The 23,210-nt window shown below is 69.8% G+C and carries 23 protein-coding genes and 1 pseudogene; 16 read left to right on the forward strand and 8 right to left on the reverse strand.

Features of this window, described 5'->3' with window-relative positions; translation table 11 throughout:
- Positions 1 to 20: 20 nt before the first annotated feature.
- A complete protein-coding gene (locus tag HNR40_RS31240) occupies positions 21 to 1,013 on the forward strand; it encodes an ROK family transcriptional regulator (RefSeq protein WP_184967635.1) in 993 nt (330 codons plus the stop codon).
- Here HNR40_RS31240 and HNR40_RS31245 read toward each other — a convergent pair.
- Genes HNR40_RS31245 through hppD form a run of 3 tightly spaced genes read right to left on the reverse strand, consistent with a single transcriptional unit; the run spans position 1,010 to position 4,050 of the window.
- A complete protein-coding gene (locus HNR40_RS31245; protein ID WP_184967637.1) occupies positions 1,010 to 2,425 on the reverse strand; it encodes a M1 family metallopeptidase in 1,416 nt (471 codons plus the stop codon). The two genes, HNR40_RS31240 and HNR40_RS31245, sit on opposite strands and share 4 nt — an antisense overlap.
- Positions 2,426 to 2,480: 55 nt before the next feature.
- Positions 2,481 to 2,915: an RDD family protein gene (locus tag HNR40_RS31250; RefSeq protein WP_184967639.1), complete on the reverse strand. Its 435-nt coding sequence runs from the start codon at positions 2,913 to 2,915 to the stop codon at positions 2,481 to 2,483.
- Positions 2,916 to 2,949: 34 nt separating this feature from the next.
- Positions 2,950 to 4,050, reverse strand: coding sequence for a 4-hydroxyphenylpyruvate dioxygenase (gene hppD, locus HNR40_RS31255; RefSeq protein WP_184967641.1), 1,101 nt, complete (start codon positions 4,048 to 4,050; stop codon positions 2,950 to 2,952).
- A 67-nt stretch (positions 4,051 to 4,117) separates the two neighbouring features.
- Here hppD and HNR40_RS31260 point away from each other — a divergent pair, with 67 nt between their 5' ends.
- Positions 4,118 to 4,597 (forward strand): Lrp/AsnC family transcriptional regulator, encoded by a 480-nt coding sequence (locus HNR40_RS31260; protein ID WP_184967643.1) that lies wholly within the window; start codon positions 4,118 to 4,120, stop codon positions 4,595 to 4,597.
- 126 nt (positions 4,598 to 4,723) lie between these two features.
- Complete coding sequence (locus HNR40_RS31265) at positions 4,724 to 6,856, forward strand: transglycosylase domain-containing protein (RefSeq protein WP_184967645.1); 2,133 nt, start codon at positions 4,724 to 4,726, stop codon at positions 6,854 to 6,856.
- Here HNR40_RS31265 and nadE read toward each other — a convergent pair.
- Together nadE and HNR40_RS31275 are read right to left on the reverse strand one after the other, a co-directional pair.
- Positions 6,853 to 7,701: an NAD(+) synthase gene (nadE, locus tag HNR40_RS31270; RefSeq protein WP_184967647.1), complete on the reverse strand. Its 849-nt coding sequence runs from the start codon at positions 7,699 to 7,701 to the stop codon at positions 6,853 to 6,855. The genes HNR40_RS31265 and nadE overlap by 4 nt on opposite strands.
- Positions 7,702 to 7,710: 9 nt before the next feature.
- Positions 7,711 to 9,682 (reverse strand): annotated as a pseudogene (locus tag HNR40_RS31275) (thioredoxin domain-containing protein).
- Positions 9,683 to 9,774: 92 nt separating this feature from the next.
- Between HNR40_RS31275 and HNR40_RS31280 the strand changes: the two are divergent.
- A complete protein-coding gene (locus tag HNR40_RS31280) occupies positions 9,775 to 10,929 on the forward strand; it encodes a hypothetical protein (protein ID WP_184967649.1) in 1,155 nt (384 codons plus the stop codon).
- On the opposite strand, the gene HNR40_RS31285 is transcribed toward HNR40_RS31280, so the two are convergent.
- The 3 genes from HNR40_RS31285 to mca form a co-directional block, all read right to left on the reverse strand.
- Complete coding sequence (locus HNR40_RS31285) at positions 10,915 to 11,196, reverse strand: GNAT family N-acetyltransferase (protein ID WP_184967651.1); 282 nt, start codon at positions 11,194 to 11,196, stop codon at positions 10,915 to 10,917. The genes HNR40_RS31280 and HNR40_RS31285 overlap by 15 nt on opposite strands.
- On the reverse strand, positions 11,197 to 11,364 hold the full coding sequence (locus HNR40_RS31290; protein WP_184967652.1) for a hypothetical protein: 168 nt from the start codon (positions 11,362 to 11,364) through the stop codon (positions 11,197 to 11,199).
- Between the two features lie 61 nt (positions 11,365 to 11,425).
- Positions 11,426 to 12,310, reverse strand: a complete 885-nt coding sequence (gene mca, locus HNR40_RS31295) for a mycothiol conjugate amidase Mca (protein WP_312896576.1) — start codon at positions 12,308 to 12,310, stop codon at positions 11,426 to 11,428.
- 134 nt (positions 12,311 to 12,444) lie between these two features.
- On the opposite strand from mca, the gene HNR40_RS31300 reads away from it, so the two are divergent.
- From HNR40_RS31300 to HNR40_RS31355, 12 genes are all read left to right on the forward strand, one after another.
- The gene (locus tag HNR40_RS31300) at positions 12,445 to 12,864 is read left to right on the forward strand and encodes a DUF4307 domain-containing protein (RefSeq protein ID WP_184967655.1); all 420 of its coding nucleotides are present in this window, start codon (positions 12,445 to 12,447) and stop codon (positions 12,862 to 12,864) included.
- A gap of 100 nt (positions 12,865 to 12,964) precedes the next feature.
- Positions 12,965 to 13,465: a transcription elongation factor GreA gene (gene greA, locus HNR40_RS31305; protein WP_184967656.1), complete on the forward strand. Its 501-nt coding sequence runs from the start codon at positions 12,965 to 12,967 to the stop codon at positions 13,463 to 13,465.
- A 10-nt stretch (positions 13,466 to 13,475) separates the two neighbouring features.
- Entirely contained in the window at positions 13,476 to 14,744 is a 1,269-nt protein-coding gene (locus HNR40_RS31310; RefSeq protein ID WP_221341059.1) for a C40 family peptidase, read from the forward strand.
- Between the two features lie 75 nt (positions 14,745 to 14,819).
- Entirely contained in the window at positions 14,820 to 15,326 is a 507-nt protein-coding gene (gene abmR, locus HNR40_RS31315; protein WP_184967658.1) for an ATP-binding transcription factor AbmR, read from the forward strand.
- A gap of 235 nt (positions 15,327 to 15,561) precedes the next feature.
- Entirely contained in the window at positions 15,562 to 17,355 is a 1,794-nt protein-coding gene (locus tag HNR40_RS31320; RefSeq protein WP_312896577.1) for a phosphoenolpyruvate carboxykinase (GTP), read from the forward strand.
- Positions 17,356 to 17,395: 40 nt separating this feature from the next.
- Complete coding sequence (locus HNR40_RS31325) at positions 17,396 to 18,361, forward strand: TIGR04222 domain-containing membrane protein (RefSeq protein ID WP_184967662.1); 966 nt, start codon at positions 17,396 to 17,398, stop codon at positions 18,359 to 18,361.
- Positions 18,362 to 18,421: 60 nt separating this feature from the next.
- Positions 18,422 to 19,390, forward strand: a complete 969-nt coding sequence (locus tag HNR40_RS31330; protein WP_184967664.1) for a TIGR04222 domain-containing membrane protein — start codon at positions 18,422 to 18,424, stop codon at positions 19,388 to 19,390.
- Entirely contained in the window at positions 19,350 to 20,252 is a 903-nt protein-coding gene (locus tag HNR40_RS31335) for an MbnB/TglH/ChrH family RiPP precursor modification enzyme (RefSeq protein ID WP_312896578.1), read from the forward strand. Before HNR40_RS31330 ends, HNR40_RS31335 begins: the two co-directional genes overlap by 41 nt.
- Positions 20,253 to 20,520: 268 nt before the next feature.
- Positions 20,521 to 20,877 carry an SCO6045 C-terminal-like domain-containing protein gene (locus tag HNR40_RS31340; RefSeq protein WP_221341060.1) on the forward strand — a complete coding sequence of 119 codons (357 nt, stop codon included), beginning with the start codon at positions 20,521 to 20,523 and terminating at the stop codon, positions 20,875 to 20,877.
- A 9-nt stretch (positions 20,878 to 20,886) separates the two neighbouring features.
- Positions 20,887 to 21,714: an amidohydrolase family protein gene (locus HNR40_RS31345; protein WP_184967666.1), complete on the forward strand. Its 828-nt coding sequence runs from the start codon at positions 20,887 to 20,889 to the stop codon at positions 21,712 to 21,714.
- 90 nt (positions 21,715 to 21,804) lie between these two features.
- Positions 21,805 to 22,287, forward strand: coding sequence for a hypothetical protein (locus HNR40_RS31350; RefSeq protein ID WP_312896579.1), 483 nt, complete (start codon positions 21,805 to 21,807; stop codon positions 22,285 to 22,287).
- Between the two features lie 49 nt (positions 22,288 to 22,336).
- Positions 22,337 to 23,104 (forward strand): isoprenyl transferase, encoded by a 768-nt coding sequence (locus tag HNR40_RS31355; RefSeq protein ID WP_184967670.1) that lies wholly within the window; start codon positions 22,337 to 22,339, stop codon positions 23,102 to 23,104.
- Positions 23,105 to 23,210 lie beyond the last annotated feature (106 nt).

The raw sequence follows: 23,210 nt of genomic DNA on the forward strand, positions 1-23,210 counted from the left end.
AGATTAGTTTCGATCTCACCATGACCAAAACAGCCCGCGGCCTCGTGCTGCGTCTCCTCCGTGACGCCGGACCGATGCCGAGGGCGGAACTGGCCCGCAGGACCGGGCTGTCGGCCACCACGATGACCAAGGTCGTCGGCCAGCTCATCGCCGACGGCTGCCTGGCCGAAGGGCTGTCGGGCGCGCCCAGGGTCGGGCGTCCAGCCACCGACGTGGCGTTGCTGCCGGAGGCGTTCTGGGTGGTCGGGGTGCACGCCGGGGCCGACGGAGTGCGGCTGGGGCTGCGCGACCTGCTGGGCCGGGCCGCGGGCGGCGCCGTACCTGCCTGCGGGCCCTTGATCGAGGCGATCCACGCGCTGGTCGCCGCGTCGGGGATGGACCCGGCGCGGGTGCTCGGCGTCGGCGTGGCCGCGCCCGACCGGCGCGTGGCCGACGCGCTCGGGGCCCCGCTCGGGCCGGGCGCCGTGAGCGGCCACGACGCCTGCGCCATGGCCCTGGCCGAGGCGAGGTACGGCTGCCGCGCCCGCGACCTGGTCTACGTGCACGTGGACTGCGGCGTGAGCGCGGGGGCGGTGCTCGACGGCCGCCCTTTTCGCCCGGCCGACCTGGGCCACCTCCGCGTGACGGAGGACGGCCCGCCCTGCGTCTGCGGCGGCACCGGCTGCCTGGCAGCCGTGATCTCCGAGCCCGCCCTGTCCGCACGCCTGCCCTGCAGCGGCGGGCGGGAGGGCTTGATGGCGGCCGTGGCGGCCGACGCCGTGCTCGGTGACCAGGTGGCCACCTGGCTCGCCACCGCCCTGGCCGCCGCCGTCACCCTGCTGCGCCCCGAGCACGTACGGCTCGGCGGCCTGTTCAGGACCGCGCCGGACGACCTGCTCGACCGGATACGCGCCGCCCTGCGTGAGCGGACGCGCGAGCCCGTTCACCTGGACCGTTGCGGCCTGGGCCGCGACGCCGGGGTGGCCGGGGCCGCGGCGCTCGCCCTGGATCGTTTCTTCTACTGGCCGGACTAACTGCCCGCGGGCCGCCTGGGCTGGAAGAGCCACGCGTCGAACAGTTTGTCCAGCTGCTTGCCCGACACCTTCTCGGCCAGCGCCACGAACTGCGGGGTGGTCACGTGCCCGTAGCGGTGCTGGGCGGCCCAGTCCTTGATCAGGCGGAAGAACGCGGGGTCGCCGATCTCGGTGCGCAGCGCGTGCAGCGTCATCGCGCCCCGCGTGTAGACCGACTCGTTGAACAGGTCCTTCGGCTTGGCCCTGCCGGGCGGGTAGGCCCAGATGGGGTCGGTGCCGGGGCGGGCGTAGTAGTTGTCGAAGACGGCCTGGGCGCGGGACTTGCCGCGGTGCTCCTGCCACAGCCACTCGGCGTAGGTGGCGAAGCCCTCGTTGAGCCACAGGTCGCGCCAGCGCTTGACGCTCAGGCTGTTGCCGAACCACTGGTGGGCCAGCTCGTGGGCGATGATGCCCTCGTCGGGGTCGAAGCCGCCGTACATGGGCTTGGTCTGGTTCTCCAGCGCGTAACCGGCGGGGAAGTTGTCCACCACGCCGCCCGTCGAGGAGAACGGGTAGGGGCCGAAGACCGAGCTCCAGTAGTCGGTGACCTCACCGGAGACGGTGTAGAGCTTGTCCAGCGAGGAGCGGAAGCCGGGGTCGACGGCGGCGAGGTTCGCGATGCCGGTGGCGGTCTTGCCCTGGCGCAGCTCGAAACGGCCCAGCGTCGCGGTGGCCAGGTAGGTGACCATCGGGTGCTTCTCGCGCCAGGTGAAGGTGGTCTTGCCGCCCGAGGTCTGCGGCTTGCCGGTCAGCTCGCCGTTGGCCAGCGCGGTCAGCCCCTGCGGCACGGTGATCTCGAAGTCGAAGCGGGCCTTGTCGGCCGGGTGGTCGTTGGCGGGGAACCAGGTCTTGGCGCCGTTGGGCTCGCAGACGACGAAGGCGCCGTCGGAGGTGGCGATCCAGCCGTAGGTGCCGAGGTTGGTGGCGTCCTTGATCGGCTGCGGGCTGCCCGAGTACGTGATCTTCACGGTGAACTTGGCGCCCTTGTCCAGCGGCTGCGCCGGGATCACGGTCAGCTCGTCGCCGCTGCGGGAGTACGTCGCCTCGCGCGCGTCGACCGACACGCCGCCGACGTCGAACCCGGCCAGGTCGAGGTTGAACCGGCTCAGCCGCTGGGTGGCCTTGGCCTCGATGGCGGCCGCGGCGTTGAGGTGGCGTTTGCCGGGGTCGTAGTCGAGGCGAAGGCCGTAGTGGGCGACGTCGTAGCCGCCGTTGCCGTCGAGCGGGAAGTCGGCGTCGCCGATCCCGGGCGCGCCCGCGTCGCCCGCCATCGGCTGGGCCGACGTCGGGGCGGCGGCGCCATTGGACGGCGAGCAGGCGAGCACGGCGAGAAGCGCGGTGAGCGATACCGCGATGCGCCGGGTGGACCCCATGGCCACGTCTCCCTTCGAAGCGTGACCAGAAGCCTACGATAGGTGAGAGCCTGCTTCAGGCATCCACGACGAGCGTCTTGGCCGCCTTGTCGTGCAGCGCCTGCTTTCGGTGGTCGAAGAGGATCCAGCCGAGGTCCAGCAGGGCGCCGATGCAGCACAGCCAGCTCAGCACGGTCCGCACCGCCTCGCGGATGGCCACCTGGCCGACCGTGGCCTTCCCGCCGTTCTCCTGCACGACCCGCATGCCGAAGAGCTTCTTGCCCACCGTCTGGCCGTTCCAGTAGGAGTGCAGCAGCCAGAAGTAGAGGAAGGCGATGACCGACTGCAGGAAGACGTGCTGCGTCGGGATGCGCTCCCAGATGCCCCGGCTGGAGTCCCAGACGTAGGTCCAGCTGTTCCAGCTGAACGGTACCGAGACGATCGCGATGATGATCTCGTCCAGGATGCCCGAGAACAGTCGCCGCCAGCGCCCCGCCAGTGGTGGTGTCATGCAAGCAAGATCACCACCACCGGGTCAGGACAAACTAAAGGTTGCCCCTGAGTTCCTGCTCACGCTCGATGGCCTCGAACAGCGCCTTGAAGTTGCCCTTGCCGAAGCCGAGCGAGCCGTGGCGCTCGATGAGCTCGAAGAAGACCGTGGGCCGGTCCTGCACGGGCTTGGTGAAGATCTGGAGCAGATAGCCGTCCTCGTCGCGGTCCACGAGGATCTTGCGCTTCTTCAGCTCCTCGATCGGCGCCCTGACCTCGCCGATGCGCGAGCGCAGCTCGGGGTCGTCGTAGTAGGAGTCGGGCGTGTCGAGGAACTGCACGCCCGCCGCGCGCATGTTGTCCACCGTGGCCAGGATGTCGTTGGTGGCCAGCGCGATGTGCTGGACCCCGGGGCCCCCGTAGAACTCGAGGTATTCGTCGATCTGCGACTTCTTCCTGCTGATCGCGGGCTCGTTCAGCGGGAACTTGACCTTCCTGGTGCCGTCGGCGACGACCTTGGACATCAGCGCTGAGTACTCGGTGGCGATGTCGTCGCCCACGAACTCCGCCATGTTCGTGAAGCCCATCACCTTGCGGTAGAACTCCACCCACTCATCCATCTTGCCCAGCTCGACGTTGCCGACGCAGTGGTCGATCGCCTGGAAGAACCGCTTGGCCGGAGGCGCCACCATCGGCTCCCGGGCGGCGTAGCCGGGCAGGTAGGGGCCGTTGTAGTTGGAGCGGTCGATCAGCGTGTGCCGGGTCTCGCCGTAGGTGGCGATCGCGGCGACGATCACCTTCCCGTGCTCGTCCTCCATCGTGTACGGCTCCGCCAGCCCCCGGGCCCCGTGGGCGACGGCATAGGCGTAACCCGCCTCGACGTCGGGCACCTCGATGGCCAGGTCGATCACGCCGTCACCGTGTTCGGCCACATGGCGGGCCAGGTCGTGGCCGGGCCGTACCGCGGACCTGAACTCGAAGACGGCGCCGCCGGACTTGAGCACGTACGCCACCTCGTCCCTGCTGCCGGTCTCCGGGCCCCGGTAGGCCACCAGCTGCATTCCGAAGGCGGTCGAGTAGTAGTGGGCGGTCTGCTTGGCGTTGCCCACCGCGAAGACCACGGCGTGCATGCCGTTCACCGGAAATACGTCGCTCATAGGGCTAACTGTTGAATTTGATGAGCTTAGTGCGCAACAGTGACTTGTTTTGGTGGACAATCTGTCCATGGCCATCGACGAACTGGACGCCAAACTGCTCAGTCTGCTAACCACTGAGCCGCGGCTCGGCGTCCTGGAGTGCTCGCGGCGGCTCGGCGTGGCGCGCGGGACCGTCCAGGCGCGCCTGGATCGCATGATCGCCCGGGGGGTGATCACCGGGTTCGGGCCCGACGTCTCGCCCGCCGCGCTGGGCTACGACGTCATGGCGTTCGTCACAATGGAGATTCGCCAGGTGGCCGGGCACGACCCCGTGGCGGACCGGCTCGCCCACATTCCCGAGGTGCTCGAAGTTCACACGATCACCGGCGGGAGCGATCTCATCTGCCGGGTCGTGGCGCGCACGAATGCCGACCTCCAGCGGGTTATCGACCAGATCGTGGAAGTCCAGGGGGTGCTCAGAACATCCTCCGTAATCGCGCTCGACACACCTGTCCCATACCGTGTGCTGCCCTTGGTCGCGGATGTCCCGCGTCGTGTGGCGCGGTAGACGTACCATCGGGTTCAGGGTCGAGGCACCGTTATCGATCGTTTACCCTTGACATTCGCCCAGGTCGCGAGGGCGGAGCAGAGGGCGATCGGGGGGTTGCGCGTGCGGAGTGATGGGGAGAAGGGCATGCGAAAGCGGCGGATTCTCCGCTATTTCCTAATCGCCAGTGGTGTGGGAATCGTCGTGATGATCGGGCTCTTCGGCATCGCGTGGGCGATGACTCCCATTCCCGACAGCACGCAGAAGCAGGCGACCGCACAGGGCTCGGTCATCTACTACCGCGACGGCAAGACCGAGATCGCCCGGCAGGGCGTCGACCGTAAGAACGTTCCACTCGCCAGCGTGCCCAAGCACGTGCGCGACGCGGTCATCGCCATCGAGAACCGCTCCTTCTACACCGACAGCGGCGTGTCGGTGAAGGGCACCGTGCGCTCGGTCTGGTCCACCGTCACCGGCCAGCAGCTGCAGGGCGGCTCCACGATCACGCAGCAGCTCGTCCGCAACTACTACAGCGGGCTCAGCCAGGAGCGATCGGTCACCCGCAAGTTCAAAGAGATCCTGATCGCGATGAAGGTCGATCAGTCGAAGTCCAAGGAATGGGTGCTGGAGCAGTACCTCAACACCATCTACTTCGGCCGCGGCGCCAACGGCGTGCAGGCCGCCTCCCAGGCCTACTTCGGCAAGGACGTCAGCAAGATCACCGTTTCCGAGGCCGCCTACCTCGCCTCCGTCATCCAGCAGCCCAGCCGCTTCGCCGACCCCCAGGGCGGCGACCTCGACGCGGCCAGGTCCCGCTGGACCTCGGTGATCAACGGCATGCGCGAGATCGGCGCGCTGACGTCCGCCCAGGCGGCGTCCGAGAAGTTCCCCACGCTCAAGGCGCCGAAGAAGCCCTTCGAGTTCAAGGGCCAGAGCCAGTACATGGTCGACCAGGTACGCGCCGAGCTCAACCGGCGCGGCTACACCGACGAGGCCATCAACAGCGGCGGCCTGAAGATCGTGACCACCTTCGACAAGAAGCTCATGGACGCCGCCGCCCGCGCGGTCAAGCAGGTCATCCCGGCCAACACCCCGAAGAAGATCCGCGTCGGCCTGGCCGCGGTCGAACCGTCCACCGGCGAGGTCGTCGCCTTCTACGGCGGCAAGGCCTCCCAGTACAAGTACGACAACGCCTTCTCCTCCCAGGTGCAGGCGGGCTCGACCTTCAAGCCCTACACGCTCGCCGCCGCGCTCAACGACGGCATGGGCCTCTCGACACGGGTCGACGGCAACTCGCCGATGCGCGTGGCCTCCGACCCCGCGCACCCCATCCCCAACGACAGCGGGCGCTCCTACGGCCACATCAACCTGATCCGCGCCACCCAGAGCTCCGTCAACACCGCCTTCGTCGACCTCGGCCAGAAGGTCGGCCTCGACAAGGTCGCCGCCACCGCGACGGCCATGGGCATCCCCGCCTCGCAGCTCAAGCAGCACCAGGGCGCCGCCTCGTTCCCGCTCGGCGTGGCCTCGGTCAGCGCCGTGCAGAACGCCTCCGGCTTCTCCACCTTCGCCAACGGCGGCGTACACGCCGAGGCGCACGTCATCAAGTCGGTCACCGACGCCCGCGGCAAGAAGACGACCATCAAGCCGGCCACCGCCCAGGCCATCAGCAAGGAGGCGGCCGGCGACGCCACGTACGCGATGCAGCAGGTCGTCAAGTACGGCACCGGCACCGCCGCCCGCCTCTACGACCGCCCCGTCGCCGGCAAGACCGGCACCACGGACGACTCGGGCGCGGTGTGGTTCAACGGCTTCACCGCCCAGATGGCGACCGCGGTGAACATGTTCCGCGACGACAACAAGACCGTCGAGATCCCCGGGTACGGCGTGCAGTTCGGCGGCCAGCTCCCGGCCCAGATCTGGCGGGCCTTCATGACCGAGGCGATGGCCGGCAAGCCCGTCGTCCAGTTCCCCGAGCCCACGGACTTCGGCTACGGCACCTACGACTCCGAGCCCGAGGACGACCGCGCCCTGCGCGACGACAACGCCCGCGAGCCGGACGACTGGCCCAACGACGACGTCACCCAGACGCCCGACCCGACGTTCGAGCCCACGCAGCCCGAGCCCACGGACACTCCCAGCGACGACCCGACCGTCCCGGAGGAGCCGGAGACCGGCCCGCCCACGGGCGACAACGGTCCCGGCGTCCCCACCACGGGACCGGGCGACGGCCGGGACAACACCGGCCGCCCCGGCAACGGCGGCCGTCCCAACGGCTAGGCCCCCGGCCGCCACCAGTCGTCGTACGGCGTGACCGGAAGGGCCCGCTTGTGCCGGGTGGCGAGATAGGCCGACTCGACCTTGGCCGCCACCTCCGGCGTGACCTCGGCGCCTTCCAGGTAGTCGTCGATCTGGGCGTAGGTCAGGCCGAGCGCCACCTCGTCGGGCAGCGCGGGCCGGTCGTCCTCCAGGTCGGCGGTCGGCACCTTCTCCCAGACGCTCGGCGGCGCGCCCAGCTCCTGAAGCAGCGCGGCGCCCTGGCGCTTGGTCAGCCCGGTCAGCGGGGTGAGGTCGGCGCCGCCGTCGCCGTACTTGGTGAAGAAGCCGGTCACCGCCTCGGCCGCGTGGTCGGTGCCCACGACGAGCATGCCGAGCTGCCCGGCGATCGCGAACTGGATCACCATGCGCTCGCGCGCCTTGGTGTTGCCGCGCACGAAGTCGCGCAACGCCGACTCCTCGCCCAGCAGCTCCCGCACGCCGAGCGCCGTCTGCGCCGCGGTGGCGTCCGCGCCCGGCTTGACGTTCACCGCAATCGAGCGGTCCGGGCGGATGAAGTCGAGGGCGATCTGGGCGTCGTGCTCGTCGGCCTGCACGCCGTACGGCAGCCGCGCCGCGACGAACGTGGCCGCGTGCCCCTCGGCCCGCAGCTCCTCGGCGGCGAGCTGGCACAGCCGGCCGGTCAGCGTGCTGTCCTGGCCGCCGCTGACCCCGAGCACGTAGCCCTTGGCCGGGGTCGAGCGCAGGTAGTCCTTGAGGAAGTCGATCCGTCGGCGGATCTCGACTTTGGGGACGATGGTCGCGTTGACCCCAAGTTCGCGGAGAATCTGCTCCCGTAGGTTAGCCATCCCGGTACTTTAAGCCGACAGCTCCGCCCGCAGATCCTCCGGGGTGGTCACGGGCAGCCGGCAGGCGAAGTTACGACAGACGTAGGCGGCGGCCCCGCCGTCGATCGCCGAGCGCCCCGCCAGCAGCGGCACCTCCTCCGACGGCCCGAGGGCGATCACCAGGCCCGGCGAGCCGGACAGCATGGCCTCCCGGTGCAGCGCCCGCGTGCCGGGATCGCCGGGGGCGCCGACCACGGCCACCTCCACCGGCCCCGACAACGCGGCCGAGGCGACCGCCAGGCCCCAGCCCGCGAACCTGGCATGGCCCACGGCCAGCACGGAAACGGTGCCGAGCGCGTCGTAGGCCGCCTCGCGGTGCCGTCCTGACCCGGTCAGCGCCGCGTACGACAGCAGGGCCCCGGCCGCCGCGAACTGCCCGGAGGGCACCGCGTTGTCCGTCGGGTCCTGCGGCCGCTGGAACAGCCGCTCGGAGTCGTCAGCGGTGTCGTAGAAGCCGCCCTCGCCATCGGCGAACCGGGTGAGCACGGTCTCCAGCAGCGTCCCCGCCAGCGAATACCAGCGGGTCTCGCCGGTCGCCGAGTAGAGGGCGAGCAGGCCCTCGGCCACGTCGGCATAGTCCTCCAGCACGCCGGCGTTGGCGCCGGCCCGGCCGTCGCGCGAGGTGCGGGTCAGCCGGTCGCCGGTGACGTGCACCTCGTCCAGCAGCACGGCCGCCGCCCGCGCCGCCGCCACCAGGTCGTCGCGCTCGAACACGACGCCGGTCTCGGCCAGCGCGGCGATGGCCAGGCCGTTCCATGCGGCCACCACCTTGTCGTCGCGGCCGGGCCGTACGCGCAGGTCACGGGCGGCGAGCAACCGCTCGCGGACCTTCTCGTAGCGTGCGGCGTCGGCCGGGTCGCGCAGCAGTTGCAGCACCGACGTGCCGTGCTCGAACGTGCCGGTGACCTCGAACAGCTCCGCCGCCCACGCGCCGTCGCCGGCGCCGAGCACCTCGGTGAGCTCGGCGGGCGTCCAGACGTAGAACTTGCCCTCCTCGCCCTCGCTGTCGGCGTCGAGCGCCGAGGCGAACCCGCCCTCGGCTGTGCCCATCTCGCGTAGCAGCCAGTCGGCGGTCTCCAGCGCGACCCTGCGGGCCAGCGGCTCGCGCGTCAGCCGCCACCAGTGGGTGTAGACGCGCAGCAGCAGGGCGTTGTCGTAGAGCATCTTCTCGAAGTGCGGCACCACCCAGCCCGCGTCCACGCTGTAGCGGGCGAAGCCGCCGCCGAGCTGGTCGTAAATGCCGCCCCTGGCCATCGCCTCCAGCGTGCGCGCCGACATCTCGCGCTCGCCCGCGCGCAGCAGGAACTCCAGCACCATCGACGGCGGGAACTTGGGCGCGTCGCCGAACCCGCCGCGCTCGGCGTCGAAGCCCGCGCGCAGATTGTGTACGGCCCGCTCCAGCGTGGCCGCCTCGGGCAGCGGGCCGTTGGGCAGCGAGGCGTGGGAGTTGAGCGCCTGGACCACCTTCGACCCCTGGGCCAGCACCTGCTCGCGGTCGCCCGCCCACGCCTGGTGAACGCCGAGCAGCAGCCGCTGGAAGGTGGCGCGGGGGAAGTAGGTGCCGCAGTAGAAGGGGTGGCCCTCGGGCGTGGCGAACACCGTCATCGGCCAGCCGCCCTGGTGGGTCATGGCCTGGGTCGCGCTCATGTAAACAGCGTCGACGTCGGGCCGCTCCTCGCGGTCGACCTTGACGCAGACGAAATGCTCGTTCATCAACTGGGCGGTGGCTTCGTCCTCGAAGCTCTCATGCGCCATCACATGGCATCAGTGGCGGTCAAGAAGCGAGTAACCAATGGCAGGATGAGTAACCCACACTGATCAATAGGGGTACGTCCCGCCGTCTCGCTTCTTGCATCGCCTCCTCTCCCCATGGCCACCAGTCGACTGGATTGGCGGCGTGCTGGAGGAGGTAGGGAGAGGTCTCACTACCCAGCCGGTTCATGTGACCATCCTGTCAGAACCGACCAACTAGGTCACCGGGACGAACCGGGCGGTCCAGGACGTGCCGCCGTCGTGGGGCGTAGGTTACGGAGCGTGGATCTGGATTTCGTCAGCAGGCATGCCGGCCGCCCCGCCGCCGCCCTCACTCGCAGGGACGTGGCCCGCGCGCTGCTCGCCGTACCGTCGGGAGTGGCTCTGGTGGCCATGCCCGACCTGCGCCGCGCCCTGATGGGCGCGGCCAACCCGCTCTCCCTGCCGTTCTGGGAGTCGGCCAAGGCGATGCTCAGCTCGATCGAGTCGGGCGCGGCCACCGTCGGCGAGGTGCAGCGGTGGCTGGAGGCCACGGGCAGCGAGCCGATCCTGCTGACCCCCGGCTACTTCGTCTGGCCGGAGGAGGACGAGCGCGGCCCGGTGGCGGCCGAGATGTACGACCTGATGGTCGCCTTCCTGGAGGAGCGGATCGCGACGGGTGAGATCGACCCGGACGCGCTGGCCCGCGAGGAGCAGGAGGAGCGCCGCGCGTACGAGGACCTGCAGGAGCGGTGGCTCAACTCGCCGCTGCCCGACGGGCGGGTGCCAGGACACGCGGTCAGCGACGAGCAGGACGAGGAGTTGTTCGCCGCCTGGGACGAGGAGGAGGCGTTCGCGCTGTCGGAGCTGCGCCGGATCGTGGCCCAGCTGCCCAGGCGTCCCGAACTCCCCGAGGCCGACCTGGAGCGGGCGGCCGAGCGCCTGCGGGAGATCCTCGGGGTGCCCGGCTATCCGGGCAACGTGCTGCGCGCCTGCGCCGGGCTGGACGACCGGCCGCTGCCCGACGACGACGCGGACCTGTGGACCGCGGTCGCGGCCGGCATCGCCGGGCCGATCTCCGACCTGGCCGACGTCGAGGACCCGGAGGAGTTCTCCGACCTGGATGCCGAACTCGGCCACGAGGACACGGTGCTGGCCAACCTCTGCGCCATCCAGCACGCCGACTGGCTGGCCGCGGTGGCAGCCCTGGCCAGGCTGGGCCCCGGCGTGCTGGCCTCGCCGGAGCGGATCGCCAGGCTCATCGCCGAGTCCGAGGACATCGACGTCGAGGGCGCCGAAGGCGACGAGGAGGACCTCGCCACCACCGAGGCGTTGTTCCTGCCGGTGGTGTTCCTGTGGGGCTACCTCGGCGCCGTGGACGAGGACGACGTGCTCACGCCGCTCGGCTGGTGGGGACTGCCGAGGGCGCTGGAGCGCGCCTGGTCACCCGCTGAGTAGGTCCTGGTAGTCGGGGTGCCGCTCGATGTACCTCTTCACGTACGGGCACAGCGGCGAGACCTTCAGCCCGGTGTCGCGGCTGGCGTCGAGCGCGTGCTTGACCAGCTGGCCCGCCAGGCCCTGGCCCTCGAACTCGCGCAGCACCTCGGTGTGCGTGAAAACGATCTTCGTGGGCAGCAGCTTGTAGTCGGCGAACCCGGCGACCCTGCCGTCCACGAGGATCTCGAAGCGGCTCTCCGTCGAGTTGTCGACTATCTCGGTCGGCATCTACTCGGCTTTCTTCTCGTCGGGCACGTCACCGTCGCGCGGCACCGTGATCCGGCCCATCTGCTTGTTCATGGACTTGATCAAGAGGTACAGGGCCGCGCCGATGGCCGCCACGACGAGGAAGCCGAGCAGGCCGGGGCTGACTTCGCCAGCTGCCAGAACTGTCACTCTTCCAGTCTGCCATCCGGGTGCGGTGGTCGGACCGGCACCCGGTCTCGTTCAGTGGCGGTCAGTGGCAGGCGGGGGTGGGGTCGTCGGCGTGGATGCCGGCGAACAGGTCGTCCTCCGGCAGATCGGTGTCGACCAGCGAGCGGGCCAGGTGGTAGTCCTCGGTCGGCCAGATCTCCTGCTGCAGCTCGCGCGGGCAGCTGAAGAACCAGCCGTCGGGGTCGATCTGCGTGGCGTGGGCGATCAGCGCCTGGTCGCGGACGTCGAAGTACTCGGCGCACGGCACCCGGGTGGTCACCGGCCACTTGGCGGGCCGGTCCTCCCAGCGGGAGATCCAGTCGGCGTACGGCGAGCCGATGCCGCGCTCGGTCATCGCGTCGTGCAGCGCCTCGAAGCGCTCCTTGGTGAAGCCCATCTGGTAGTAGAGCTTCAGCGGCTGCCACGGGTCGCCGGTGCCCGGGTAGCGGTCGGGGTCGCCGGCCGCCTCGAAGGCCTCGACGGAGACCCGGTTGGTCATGATGTGGTCGGGGTGCGGGTAGCCGCCGTCGTCGTCATACGTGATGATCACATGCGGGCGGAACTCACGGACCGCGGCCACGAGCGGCTCGGCGGCCTTCTCCAGCGGCTGGAGCGCGAAGCAGCCGTCGGGCAGTTCCTCGTCCTCGCTCTCCGGCAGCCCCGAGTCGATGAAACCGAGAAAACGCTGCTGGACGCCGAGGATCTCGCGCGCGCGATCCATCTCCGCCCTGCGGATCTCGGCGATGTTGGCGACCACCTCGGGACGGTCCATCTTCGGGTTGAGCACGGAACCGCGCTCGCCGCCCGTGAGAGTACAGACCAGGACCTCGACGCCTTCGCGCACGTAGCGCGCCATCGTGGCGGCGCCCTTGCTCGACTCGTCATCCGGATGGGCGTGGACGGCCATCAGCCTCAGCGGTGCACTCACGGGCTCGATGTCTCCTCAGTTGGACCGATCAGTTGCCCAGAGAGGTTAGTTTCTGCTGGGCGGTCGCGAGGGCGGGGCCCACGCGGGCGACAATTGTCTCGGATAACGCTTAGGGAGTGCAGGGAGATTCCGCCATGGCCACCAGAGATGCCGAGAACGGGCCCGTTCTCGGCACACCCGACGACTTCCCCGATCGACAGAGGCGCGGGGGCCGCATGGTTGTGCACGTGGTGATCGGGGTGCTGGTCGCCATCGTCGCAGGTGGCTGGGGCTATGTGATGTGGTCGATGACGGGCGGCGCCACCGGCGCCAAGCCTCAGGTCATCACCTTCTCCATAGAACGCCCGGACGAGGCGGAGATCACCTTCACGGTGAGCAAGCCGGCCGACCGGATGGCCGTGTGCCGCCTGCGCGCGACCGACGTCAACCACGGAGAAGTAGGCAGCAAGGAAGTAAGAATCCCCCCAGGTGAGGGTAGTAAGCAGCTCAAGGAGCGTCTGGACACCACTGCCCAGGCCACTTCCGTCCACATCCAGTACTGCAATCTCGTATAGTGAGACATTTGGGGAAGCGTTCGAGCAGCTAACTTGTTAGCCTTTCGCAATTCGTAACCCCAAGTGAACTCAGGGCCCCCTAAGTAAGCAAGGAGATCCCGTGGCCGACTCTCGCGATGAGAACGTCACCTGGCTGACGCAGGAGGCGTACGACCGCCTGAAGGAGGAGTACGACTACCTTTCGGGCCCGGGTCGCGTCGACATCGCCAAGAAGATCGAGGCCGCTCGCGAAGAGGGCGACCTGCGGGAGAACGGCGGCTACCACGCCGCGAAGGACGAGCAGGGCAAGATAGAGGCCCGGATCTTCCATCTGCGGCAGCTGCTCGACAACGTCAGGGTGGGCGAGGCGCCCAAGACCGAGGGCGTGGTGGGCCCCGGCATGACGGTGACGATCCGCTTCGAACGCGACGATGACGAGGTGACCTTCCTCCTGGCCTCCCGGGAGGAGACCGGCGCCCCGATCGACGTCTACTCGCCCAAGTCCCCGCTGGGCGCCGCGATCAACGGCAAGAAGATCGGTGAGCGGGCCACGTACTCGCTGCCCAACGGCCGGCAGAACACGGTCGAGATCCTCGAGGCCGTGCCGTACATCGGCAATTGACGACCAAGATTTGACGACACAGAACGACAACCTCCGCCGGGCCGTGGGCCCGGCGGATCCTCCGCGTGCCTCGGGCATCCGGCAGGATCTGGCGTTCCTGGTGACCTCGCGAAGGCGCCGCGACTTAGGCAGGCTGATCCCGTTCATCGTGGTGACGCTGGTCGCGGTGCTCACCGCCGACGTGCTGCTGCTGGGCGAGTTCCAGAGCCCGCCTGAGCCCGAGGTCAAGACCGCCCAGTCCGTACGCCGCAAGCCGGCCGCGCCGCCCAAGGAGAACCTGGTGGCGCAGACCAGCCCCCAGGACCCGGGGGTGCGTCCGCTCGGCCGCCTGCACAAGCCGAACCTGTTCGTGGTCACCAAGAAGCCCTTCACGACCCCGCTGCTGGGCAAGGTGGCGAAGGTGCGCGGCATCAGGGCGCTCGAACTGGCCGACGCCGCCTCGGTCATGATCGACGGCAAGCGGGTCCAGACGCTCGGCGTGGACCCCTCGACCTTCCGGGCGTACACGCCGAAGGTCACCGCCGCCTCCGACGGCCTGTGGACCAACGTGGCGCGGGGCGACGTGGCCGTCTCCTTCGTGCTCGGCAACGACGGCGGCCTCACCCTGCACCGCCAGGTGAGCGGTCCCGGCGGCCCGCTGCGGGTGGGCGCCTACGCGACGACCGGCTTCGGCGCGGTGGACGCGGTGGTCTCCAAGCAGACCGCGCGGACCCTGGGCCTGCCGCAGGACAACGCGCTCATCGTCAGCGCCCCCAAGGCCAACTCGGCGAACCTGCGCAAGAAGCTGATGGGCATCCTGCCCAAGGGCACCCAGATCGCCGAGATCAACCCGGTCGGCCCGCCACCGGTCCAGAACCTGGTCTACCAGGGCAACTCCTTCATGTCGGGCGAGCAGATCACCGTCGCGCTGAAGGCCGCCCTGTCGAAGCTGGGCCGTCCCTATGTGTGGGGCGCCGAGGGGCCGGAGACCTTCGACTGCTCGGGGCTGGTCCAGTGGGCCTACGCCCAGGCGGGCATCAGGGTCCCGCGGGTGACGCACCAGCAGTGGGTGGCCGGGCCCCAGATCCCGTACGCCCAGGCGCAGCCCGGCGACCTCATCTTCTGGCGGCACGACCCGACCAACCCCGGGTACATCTCCCACGTGGCCATCTACCTGGGCAACGGCAAGATGCTCCAGGCGCCGCGCACCGGTGACGTGGTCAAGGTCTCGCCGGTGGGCATGCGCAACTTCGCGGGCGTGGTCCGCATCGCGCCCTCGGTCGCCGCCCGCGTCCGCTAGGACGTTCTCCCTTCCCCTTGTTTTCCGCCCGAGCGGGCTCTTGGCTACGGCCTGCAAGTGTGTAATGTTGATTACATGGAAAGCGAGATTCGCGGCTGGTTCACCGGCCGCATGCCAGAGAACTGGTTCTCGGCGCCGCCGGAGATCGTGCTGGACCGCGAGGAGATCGCCGTGCTCGGCACGCTGCCCGACCCGCCGGCCGAGGGCGGCGAGGCCGAGCGCGCGGCGCTGATCGACGGACTGATCAGGCGCTTCCGCGAGGAGACCCGCGAGCGGCGGATCGAGATCGCCAGGGAGGCGGAGCGCAAGTTCCGGCAGAAGGTGTCCTGGGGCGTGGTCTGCGGCGGCGAGACCGTGATGTTCACCACGTTGTCGGTCCCGGTGATGACCCGGCTCCGGCAGTCCGAGCGGCAGGTGCTCGACACCCTCGTGGCCGCCGGCGTGGCCCGCAGCCGCAGCGACGCGCTGGCGTGGTGCGTGCGCCTGGTCGGCAAGCACACCGACACGTGGCTCGCCGATCTGCGCGACGCGCTGCAGCACGTCGACCGCGTCCGCTCCTCCGGCCCGGACGTCAATTCCTAGGACTGCGCAGCGGAAACGCTCCGGCGAAAGGACTAAACCTCTTCCGTTATTGGTTTAGACCATTCACATTGGCCTAAACCACTGATTCGAGGGTTTTCTTTAGAACCCGTTCATGTGGGTAGGCTTCCCCAATCACCAGGGCCTCTGCCTGCGACAACAGGTCTATGCCAATTGGCTAAAACCGGTCGTCGTCGTTAATGATGTTTTGGCCCTGAGAAGTGGAGGAGTCGCTGCCGTGTCCGTTTCTGTAGAAGTACCCGCCCCGACGAGCAATGCCGAATTGGTCGCCTGGGTGAACGAGGTCGCCGCCCTGACCCAGCCCGATCGGATCGAGTGGTGCGACGGTTCAGAGGAGGAGTGGACGCGCCTGACCAACCTCCTCGTCGAACAGGGCACGTTCACGCGTCTGGCCAAGCGCCCCAACAGCTTCTACGCCAAGTCCGACCCCAGCGACGTGGCGCGTGTCGAGGACCGCACCTACATCTGCTCCGAGCGCGAGCAGGACGCCGGTCCCACCAACAACTGGATCGCTCCGGACGAGATGCGGGCCACCTTCGGCGAGCTCTTCAAGGGCTCCATGCGCGGCAGGACCATGTACGTCGTGCCCTTCTGCATGGGCCCGCTCGGCGGCGAGATCTCCCAGCTCGGCGTCGAGATCACCGACTCGCCCTACGTCGCCGTCTCCATGCGGATCATGACGCGGATGGGTGAGCGGGCTCTCAGGCTCATCGAGGAACACAGCGAGTTCGTGAAGGCCGTCCACAGCGTCGGCGCGCCGCTGGAGCCCGGCCAGGACGACGTCGCCTGGCCCTGCAGCAGCACCAAGTACATCAGCCACTTCCCCGAGACCCGCGAGATCTGGTCCTACGGCTCCGGCTACGGCGGCAACGCCCTGCTGGGCAAGAAGTGCTACGCCCTGCGCATCGCCAGCGTCATGGCCCGCGACGAGGGCTGGCTGGCCGAGCACATGCTCATCCTCAAGCTCACCCCGCCCAGCGGCGAGACCCGCTACATCGCCGCCGCGTTCCCGAGCGCCTGCGGCAAGACCAACCTCGCCATGCTCCAGCCGACGATCCCCGGCTGGAAGGTCGAGACGGTCGGCGACGACATCGCCTGGATGCGCTTCGGCGCCGACGGCCAGCTCTACGCGATCAACCCGGAGGCCGGCTTCTTCGGCGTGGCCCCCGGCACCGGCGAGGTCACCAACGCCAACGCCATCAGGACCCTCTGGGGCAACAGCATCTTCACCAACGTCGCGCTCACCGACGACGGCGACGTGTGGTGGGAGGGCATGACCGACATCCCGCCCGCGCACCTGACCGACTGGAAGGGCCGCGACTGGACCCCGGACAGCGACGAACCGGCCGCCCACCCCAACGCCCGCTTCACCACCCCTGCCTCGCAGGCGCCCACCATCGCCCCCGAATGGCAGGACCCCAAGGGCGTGCCCATCTCGGCGATCCTGTTCGGCGGCCGCCGCGCCACCGCGGTGCCGCTGGTCACCGAATCGCTGAGCTGGCAGCACGGCGTCTTTCTCGGAGCCAACGTCGCCTCCGAGAAGACCGCCGCCGCCGAGGGCAAGGTCGGCGAGCTGCGCCACGACCCGTTCGCGATGCTCCCGTTCTGCGGCTACAACATGGGCGACTACTTCGGCCACTGGCTGAAGATCGGCGACAGGGAAGGCGCCCGGCTGCCGCGCATCTACTACGTCAACTGGTTCCGCAAGAACGCCGCGGGCAAGTTCATCTGGCCGGGCTTCGGCGAGAACAGCCGCGTGCTCAAGTGGATCGTGGACCGGCTCAACGGCGAGGCCCAGGCCGTACCGTCGGCGATCGGCCTGCTGCCCAGGGATCTCGACACCGAGGGCCTGGAGATCGCGGAGGAGGACCTCCAGACCCTGCTCAGTGTCGACAAGGACGTCTGGCGCGAGGAGGCGGCGCAGATCCCGCCGCACTTCGAGAAGTTCGGCACGCACCTGCCCAAGGAGCTGTGGGAGGAATACAACGCGCTGCTCGACCGCCTCTCCTGAGGTTGTGGGGTACGGCGGCGCCCCTCTACCTTGACCAGGGATGGACATCTTCCTGCTCTTAGCCGCCTTCGCCCTGGTCAGCCTGATCAGCAGCCTGTCGGGCCGCGTCGCCAAGCAGCGCCTCAAGGTCGTGAACGCGACGCTCTCGCAGGCGGGCCACCAGCTGACCCACTACGAGCTCGCCTACCTGGCCGGCGGGCCGCGGCGGGCGGTCAACACGGCGCTGGCAGTCCTCGCGACGGCCGGCGCCGTACGCGTCTCACGCGGCGCCCAGGTCAGCCCGGTTTATGGCGCCACCACCTCGTCAGAGCCGCTGGAGCAGGCGGTGCTCGACGCCGTGGCCATGCGGCCCGGCCACCGGGCCGCCGACGTGCGCAAGCTGCTCGAGTCGAGCCCGGCGCTCCTGGCCCTGGAGGCACGGCTGCGTCACGGCGGGCTGCTGATACCGGAGGGCGCGCAGAGCGTGGCCCGGCGCCGCCTGGAAACGCTGCGGCTGGCCGCCTGGGGCGCCTTGGGCTTCGAGATCGCCCTGCCGGTGCTGGCGATCGCCGGGGTGGCGGGCAAGGACTTCGCGTTCGTGGGCGCGCTGATGTTCGGCGGGTTCTCCGTGATCGTCGGCTTCTCCGGCTACCACAAGGAGAAGCGCAGGCTGCGCAACCTGGTCAGCGGCGAGGGCAGGCGGGTGCTGGACTCGGCGCGGCGGTACCACCCGAGAGGCCACGGCGACACCTCCACCCTGGCCCTGGCCGTCGCGATGCCGGTCGCCCTCTACGGGCTGACCGAACTGGACGACCGCGACCTGTGCGACGGCCTGTCGGCCGGCGACCCGCACTCCGACTGCGGCGGATCCTGCGGCTCCCACAGCGACTCCGGCTCCTCGACCTTCGGCGACGGCGGGTACGGCGGGGGCGACTTCGGCGGTTCCAGCTCGGACGGCGGCGGTGGGTCGAGTGGCTCCAGTTGCGGCGGAGGCGGCGGCGGATCGAGCTGCGGATCCAGTTCCTGATCCGGGAAACTTTCGCCGCGCGGCATGCGTCTATCGGGTACGAGCCAGAGGAGGCCGCGCATGGACCTGATCTTGTTGATCGTTTCCGTCTTCCTCGCGGTGGCGGCCGGCGCCACCGTTTCCGCGCTCAGGCGCGAACACTTCCGCATTCGCTCCACCGCCGTGAACGGCAATCTCCGCGCCCTTGGACATTACGAGCTGGCCTACCTCGCCGGCGGGCCGCGGCGGGTCGTCAATGCCGCCATCGGCCTGCTGGCCAAGTCCGGTGACCTGCGCGTCTCCCGCGGCGGCTCGCTGCACGCGGTCTCCACGCTGGGCCGCGACCCGATCGAGGAGGCGGTGCTGGCCGCCGTCGCGGCGCGGCCCGGCGGGGCCTCGGTCGGCGCCGTCAGGCACGAGGTGGGCAACGGGGCGGCCATGGACTCGCTCAAGCACCACCTGTCGGCGCTCGGGCTGGTGGTGCCGGACCGGGATCTGGCGTCGGTGCGGGCGTACATGAAGAAGCTGGGCGCGCTGGAGATCGGGGCGCTGCTGGCCTCGATCGGGCTGGCGATCTACCTCGTCTTCGGCGGGGGCGGGCTGCTCGGGGTGGTCGCGCTGGCGGTCACGGCGGGCACCTGGATCGGCGGCATCGTCGTGCGCAAGCGCCACCACAGGCTGCTCGGCAACGACATCACGAGCGCGGGGCGCGAGCAGGTCGAGTACGCCGAGCGCCAGCACATGCCCGGCGCCTACCTCGTCACCGGCGCAGCGGTCGGCGCGGTCGCCATGCCCGTCGCCCTCTACGGCCTGGGCGAGCTGGGCGACCCCCAGCTGGAGGCCGAGCTGGAGGCGCAGCGCAACTCGAACGGCACCGGCGGCGGCTCCTGCGCCGCGGGCAGCTGCGGCGGCGGCAGCGGTGACTACGGTGGAAGCGACTTCGGCGGCTCGTCGGGCGGTGGTTCGTCGAGTGGTGGTTCGGACGGCGGCGGCGGGTCGAGCTGCGGAGGTGGCGGCGGCTGCGGCGGTGGCTGCGGAGGCGGCGGCTGACGTCGGCGGTGGCTTCGCCGGAGAGGGGGCGGTGGTGGCGGACTTCGAGCTGGGTGTGGGGATCGGCTGGCGATCCGAGATCGACCTGACCGTCGAGCGGATGGCGGGCGTCGAGTTCGTCGAGGTCGTCGCGGAGAACATCAAGCCCGCCGCACTGCCAGAGTCGCTACGGGTGCTGCGCGGGCGCGGCCTGCCCGTGGTGCCGCACGGCGTCTCCCTGGGCGTGGGCGGCGCCCAGCCACCCGATCCCGAACGGCTGGCGCACCTGGCCGCGTGCGCGCAGGCGCTGGGTTCGCCGCTGGTCAGCGAGCATCTGGCGTTCGTGCGGGCGGGCGGGGTGGAGGCGGGGCACCTGCTGCCGGTGCCGCGTACCCGGGAGGCGCTCGACGTCATCGCCGACAACGTCCGCCGCGCCCAGGACGCGCTGCCGGTGCCGCTGGCGCTGGAGAACGTGGCCGCCATCTTCGGCTGGCCCGAGGACGAGCTGACCGACGGCGAGTTCCTGGCCGAGCTGGTCGAACGGACCGGGGTGCACCTGCTCATCGACGTGGCCAACCTCTACACCAACCAGGTCAACCTCGGCCTGTCCGCGGTGGCCGCCCTCGACGCGCTGCCGTTGTCGCAGCTCGCCTACGTGCACGTCGCCGGGGGGCACGAGCACGGGGGCATCTGGCACGACACGCACACCGCCACGGTGCCCCAGGAGATCCTCGACATCCTCACCGAGCTGTGCGCGCGCACCACGCCGCCGGGGGTGCTGCTGGAGTGGGACGACGACTACCCCAGCGACGCCGCCCTCGTGGGCGAGCTGGACCGCGTGAGGACCGCGATGTCGCTGGGGACCGCCCGCCATGCCCCCTGACCCCTCCCCAGGTACGGCCGGCACCCCCACTGGACCGGAGGCCGTGAGAGCGATTGGACCGGAGCCCGGGAAAGCGGTTGGACCGGAAGTCGGGAAGGCGCTTGGACTGGAGGCCGTGGCGGCGGGTGACCCGGAGGCCAGCAACGTGGCCGGGCCAGACGCCGTGAGGGCGGTCCGGCCGGAGGGCGGGAAAGCGGGTGGGTTGGAGGCCGGGAAGGCAGTGGGCGTGGGGGCTGTGGAGGGGGTTGGGCGGTCGGTTGGGGGGCGGGTGAGTGCGGAGGACCGGCGGCGGCTGGAAGAGGCTCAGGAGCGGGTCGTGGCCGCGCTGGTGACCGGTGCGCGGGCGCCCGAGGGGTTCGACGCCGACCGGCTCAGGGCTCAGGCCGCGAGCCTGGTGTCCAAGCGGCGCGGTGTCGTGGCCAGACTGCGCCCCGACGCCGCGCTGGCCGCCGGAGCGGAGCTGAGGGCCGAGTTCGCCGCCTACGCCGCCGCCCGCACCGCCCCGCCGAAGGGTTACCGGGAGGACGCCGACGCGTTCGCCGCGTGGATGCAGGAGAGGGGCAGGCTGCCCAAGCAGACCCGGGGGTGGCGCGATCGCTTGCCGTGGCGGCGCAAGACATCCTAGGTTTGCGAGGTGATAGTCGACGCGCACCAGCACTTCTGGAACCTTGAGACCGGCGACTACCCCTGGCTCACCCCGGACGAGGGAGTCCTCTACCGCACGTACGCCCCCGAGCACCTCGCCCCCGAGCTGGCGGCCACTGGAGTGCAGGCGACAGTGCTGGTCCAGGCGGCCGACTCCATCGCCGAGACCGAGGCGATGCTGGCCCTGGCCGACGCCCACGACTTCATCGCCGGCGTCGTCGGCTGGATCCCGCTCACCGACCCCGAAGAGGCCGCACGAGCCATTGAGCGCTACGGCAGTCATCGGAAGTTTGTAGGTGTACGCCACCTGATCCACGAGGAGCCCGACCCGGACTGGCTGGTCAGGGCGGGCGTGCTGGAGTCCCTGGGTCTGCTGGCCGAGAGCGGGCTCGCCTTCGACGTGGTCTCGCTGCTGCCGCGCCACCTGGAGCACGTGGTCACGCTGGCGTCCCGGCACCCCACGCTCAGGATCGTCATCGACCACCTGTCGAAGCCGCGGATCAAGGACGGCGTCTGGCAGCCGTGGGCGGAGCAGCTGGCCGCGGCGGCGGCGTTCCCCAACGTGTACGCGAAGGTGTCCGGGCTGGTCACCGAGGCCGACCACGCCGACTGGACGGTGGAGGACCTGCGGCCCTACGTGGCGCACGCGGTCGAGACGTTCGGGCCGGAGCGGCTGATGTTCGGCAGTGACTGGCCGGTGGCGCTGCTGGCCGCCGACTACCGGACCGTCTACGAGACGGCGCTGGCCCTGGTCGGGGAGGAGGGGAGAGATCAGGTGTTCGGTGGCACTGCTGGGCGTTTTTACGGGTTTAGCTGAGTTTCGGGGGGAAACCCTCTAGTCGTGGGGGGACTACGTTGTGTTGATGGGTCTTACCTGACCGTGACGCCTGTGGCCTGCCGTGACAGTGTGGGCAGGCCGTACGAGGTCACCCTTGAGCTTTGGCGGGACGGCACGCCGTACGGGATGGTGGGGGAGCGGTGCGGCTGGCTGCTCGCGCGCCTCGCGCGCGGGGTCGCGGACGCGCGCGAGGGGCGCGGCGACGCGGGGCTCTGGCCGGATCCCGACGACAGGTTCCCCGAGGACGAGCCGGACGGCGAGCTGTTCTCCTTCCGTTACCGGACGCGGTCGGGCGCCATGGGCGGGGGCGAGCTGCGCTGCCAGCTGCGCACGATTCCGGTCTGGATGCCAGGTCAAGGCCGTCGGGGCGAGTGGCGGCTGACGCGCCGGGCCTACGTCGAGGCGTGGGGTCCCGGCGGCGTCGGCATGCGGGCCGTCCTGACTTCTGCGGAACTGGCGGGATTCGTGGGGGTGCTGGTCACAGAGGCGGAGAGGTGCCTCGGGGGACGGGATCTCGCGAGGAATCCCGTTGAGGGGGCGGGCAACGCCTAAACGCGGTGATAATTGCCTCTTACAGGCACAGCATCGCTGGGAGGGCTCCGTGGGCCTGCGCGACCTGGTCTACCGGGTGTACGAACACCGGCTGGAGGCCAAGCTCAAGCTGTCGAAGGGCAATGGCCCCCGGCACGTAGGCGTCATCATCGACGGCAACCGCCGATGGGCCCGCTCGATGGGTCTGGAGGACGTCAGCAGAGGGCACCGTAAGGGCGCCGACAAGATCTCCGAGCTGCTCACCTGGTGCCGTGAGGCGGGGGTGGAGGTCGTGACCGTCTGGATGTTGTCCAGCGACAACCTCAACCGCCCCAAGGACGAGCTGGAGCTTCTCCTGCGCATCATCGAGGACGTGGTGCAGGAGCTGGTCGAGGAGGGCTGGCGGATCAGCCCGGTCGGCGCGCTCGATCTGTTGCCGGACAGGACGGCAAATGTCCTGAAAAACGCAAAGGAAGTCACATCGCACCGTCCAGGGTTGATTGTGAACGTTGCGGTTGGGTATGGAGGAAGACGTGAGATTGCCGATGCGGTGCGCTCACTCCTCCAGGAGCAAGCAAGCAAGGGAGCCAGCATCGAGGACCTCGTCGAGGTTCTCGATGTCGAGCACATCGCCGAGCATCTCTACACTCGCGGCCAGCCCGACCCGGACCTTCTCATCCGGACCTCGGGAGAGCAGCGGCTTTCCGGGTTCATGCTCTGGCAGAGCGCTCATTCCGAGTTCTATTTCTGCGAGGCCTACTGGCCCGACTTCCGCAGGGTCGACTTCCTGCGGGCGCTGCGCGACTACGCCGCGAGACACCGTCGTTACGGTTCCTGATCCCGCATGGGGGTATCAGGTACGTAACGTTGAAAGTGACCGGCCGAAGGCCGGTCACTTCGGAGGGGGCCCGCCTTTGCTGCGCAATCTGCTGAGGGGGGCCGGA

It is taken from the genome of Nonomuraea endophytica, assembly GCF_014203235.1.
GTDB classification, from domain to species: Bacteria; Actinomycetota; Actinomycetes; order Streptosporangiales; family Streptosporangiaceae; genus Nonomuraea; species Nonomuraea endophytica.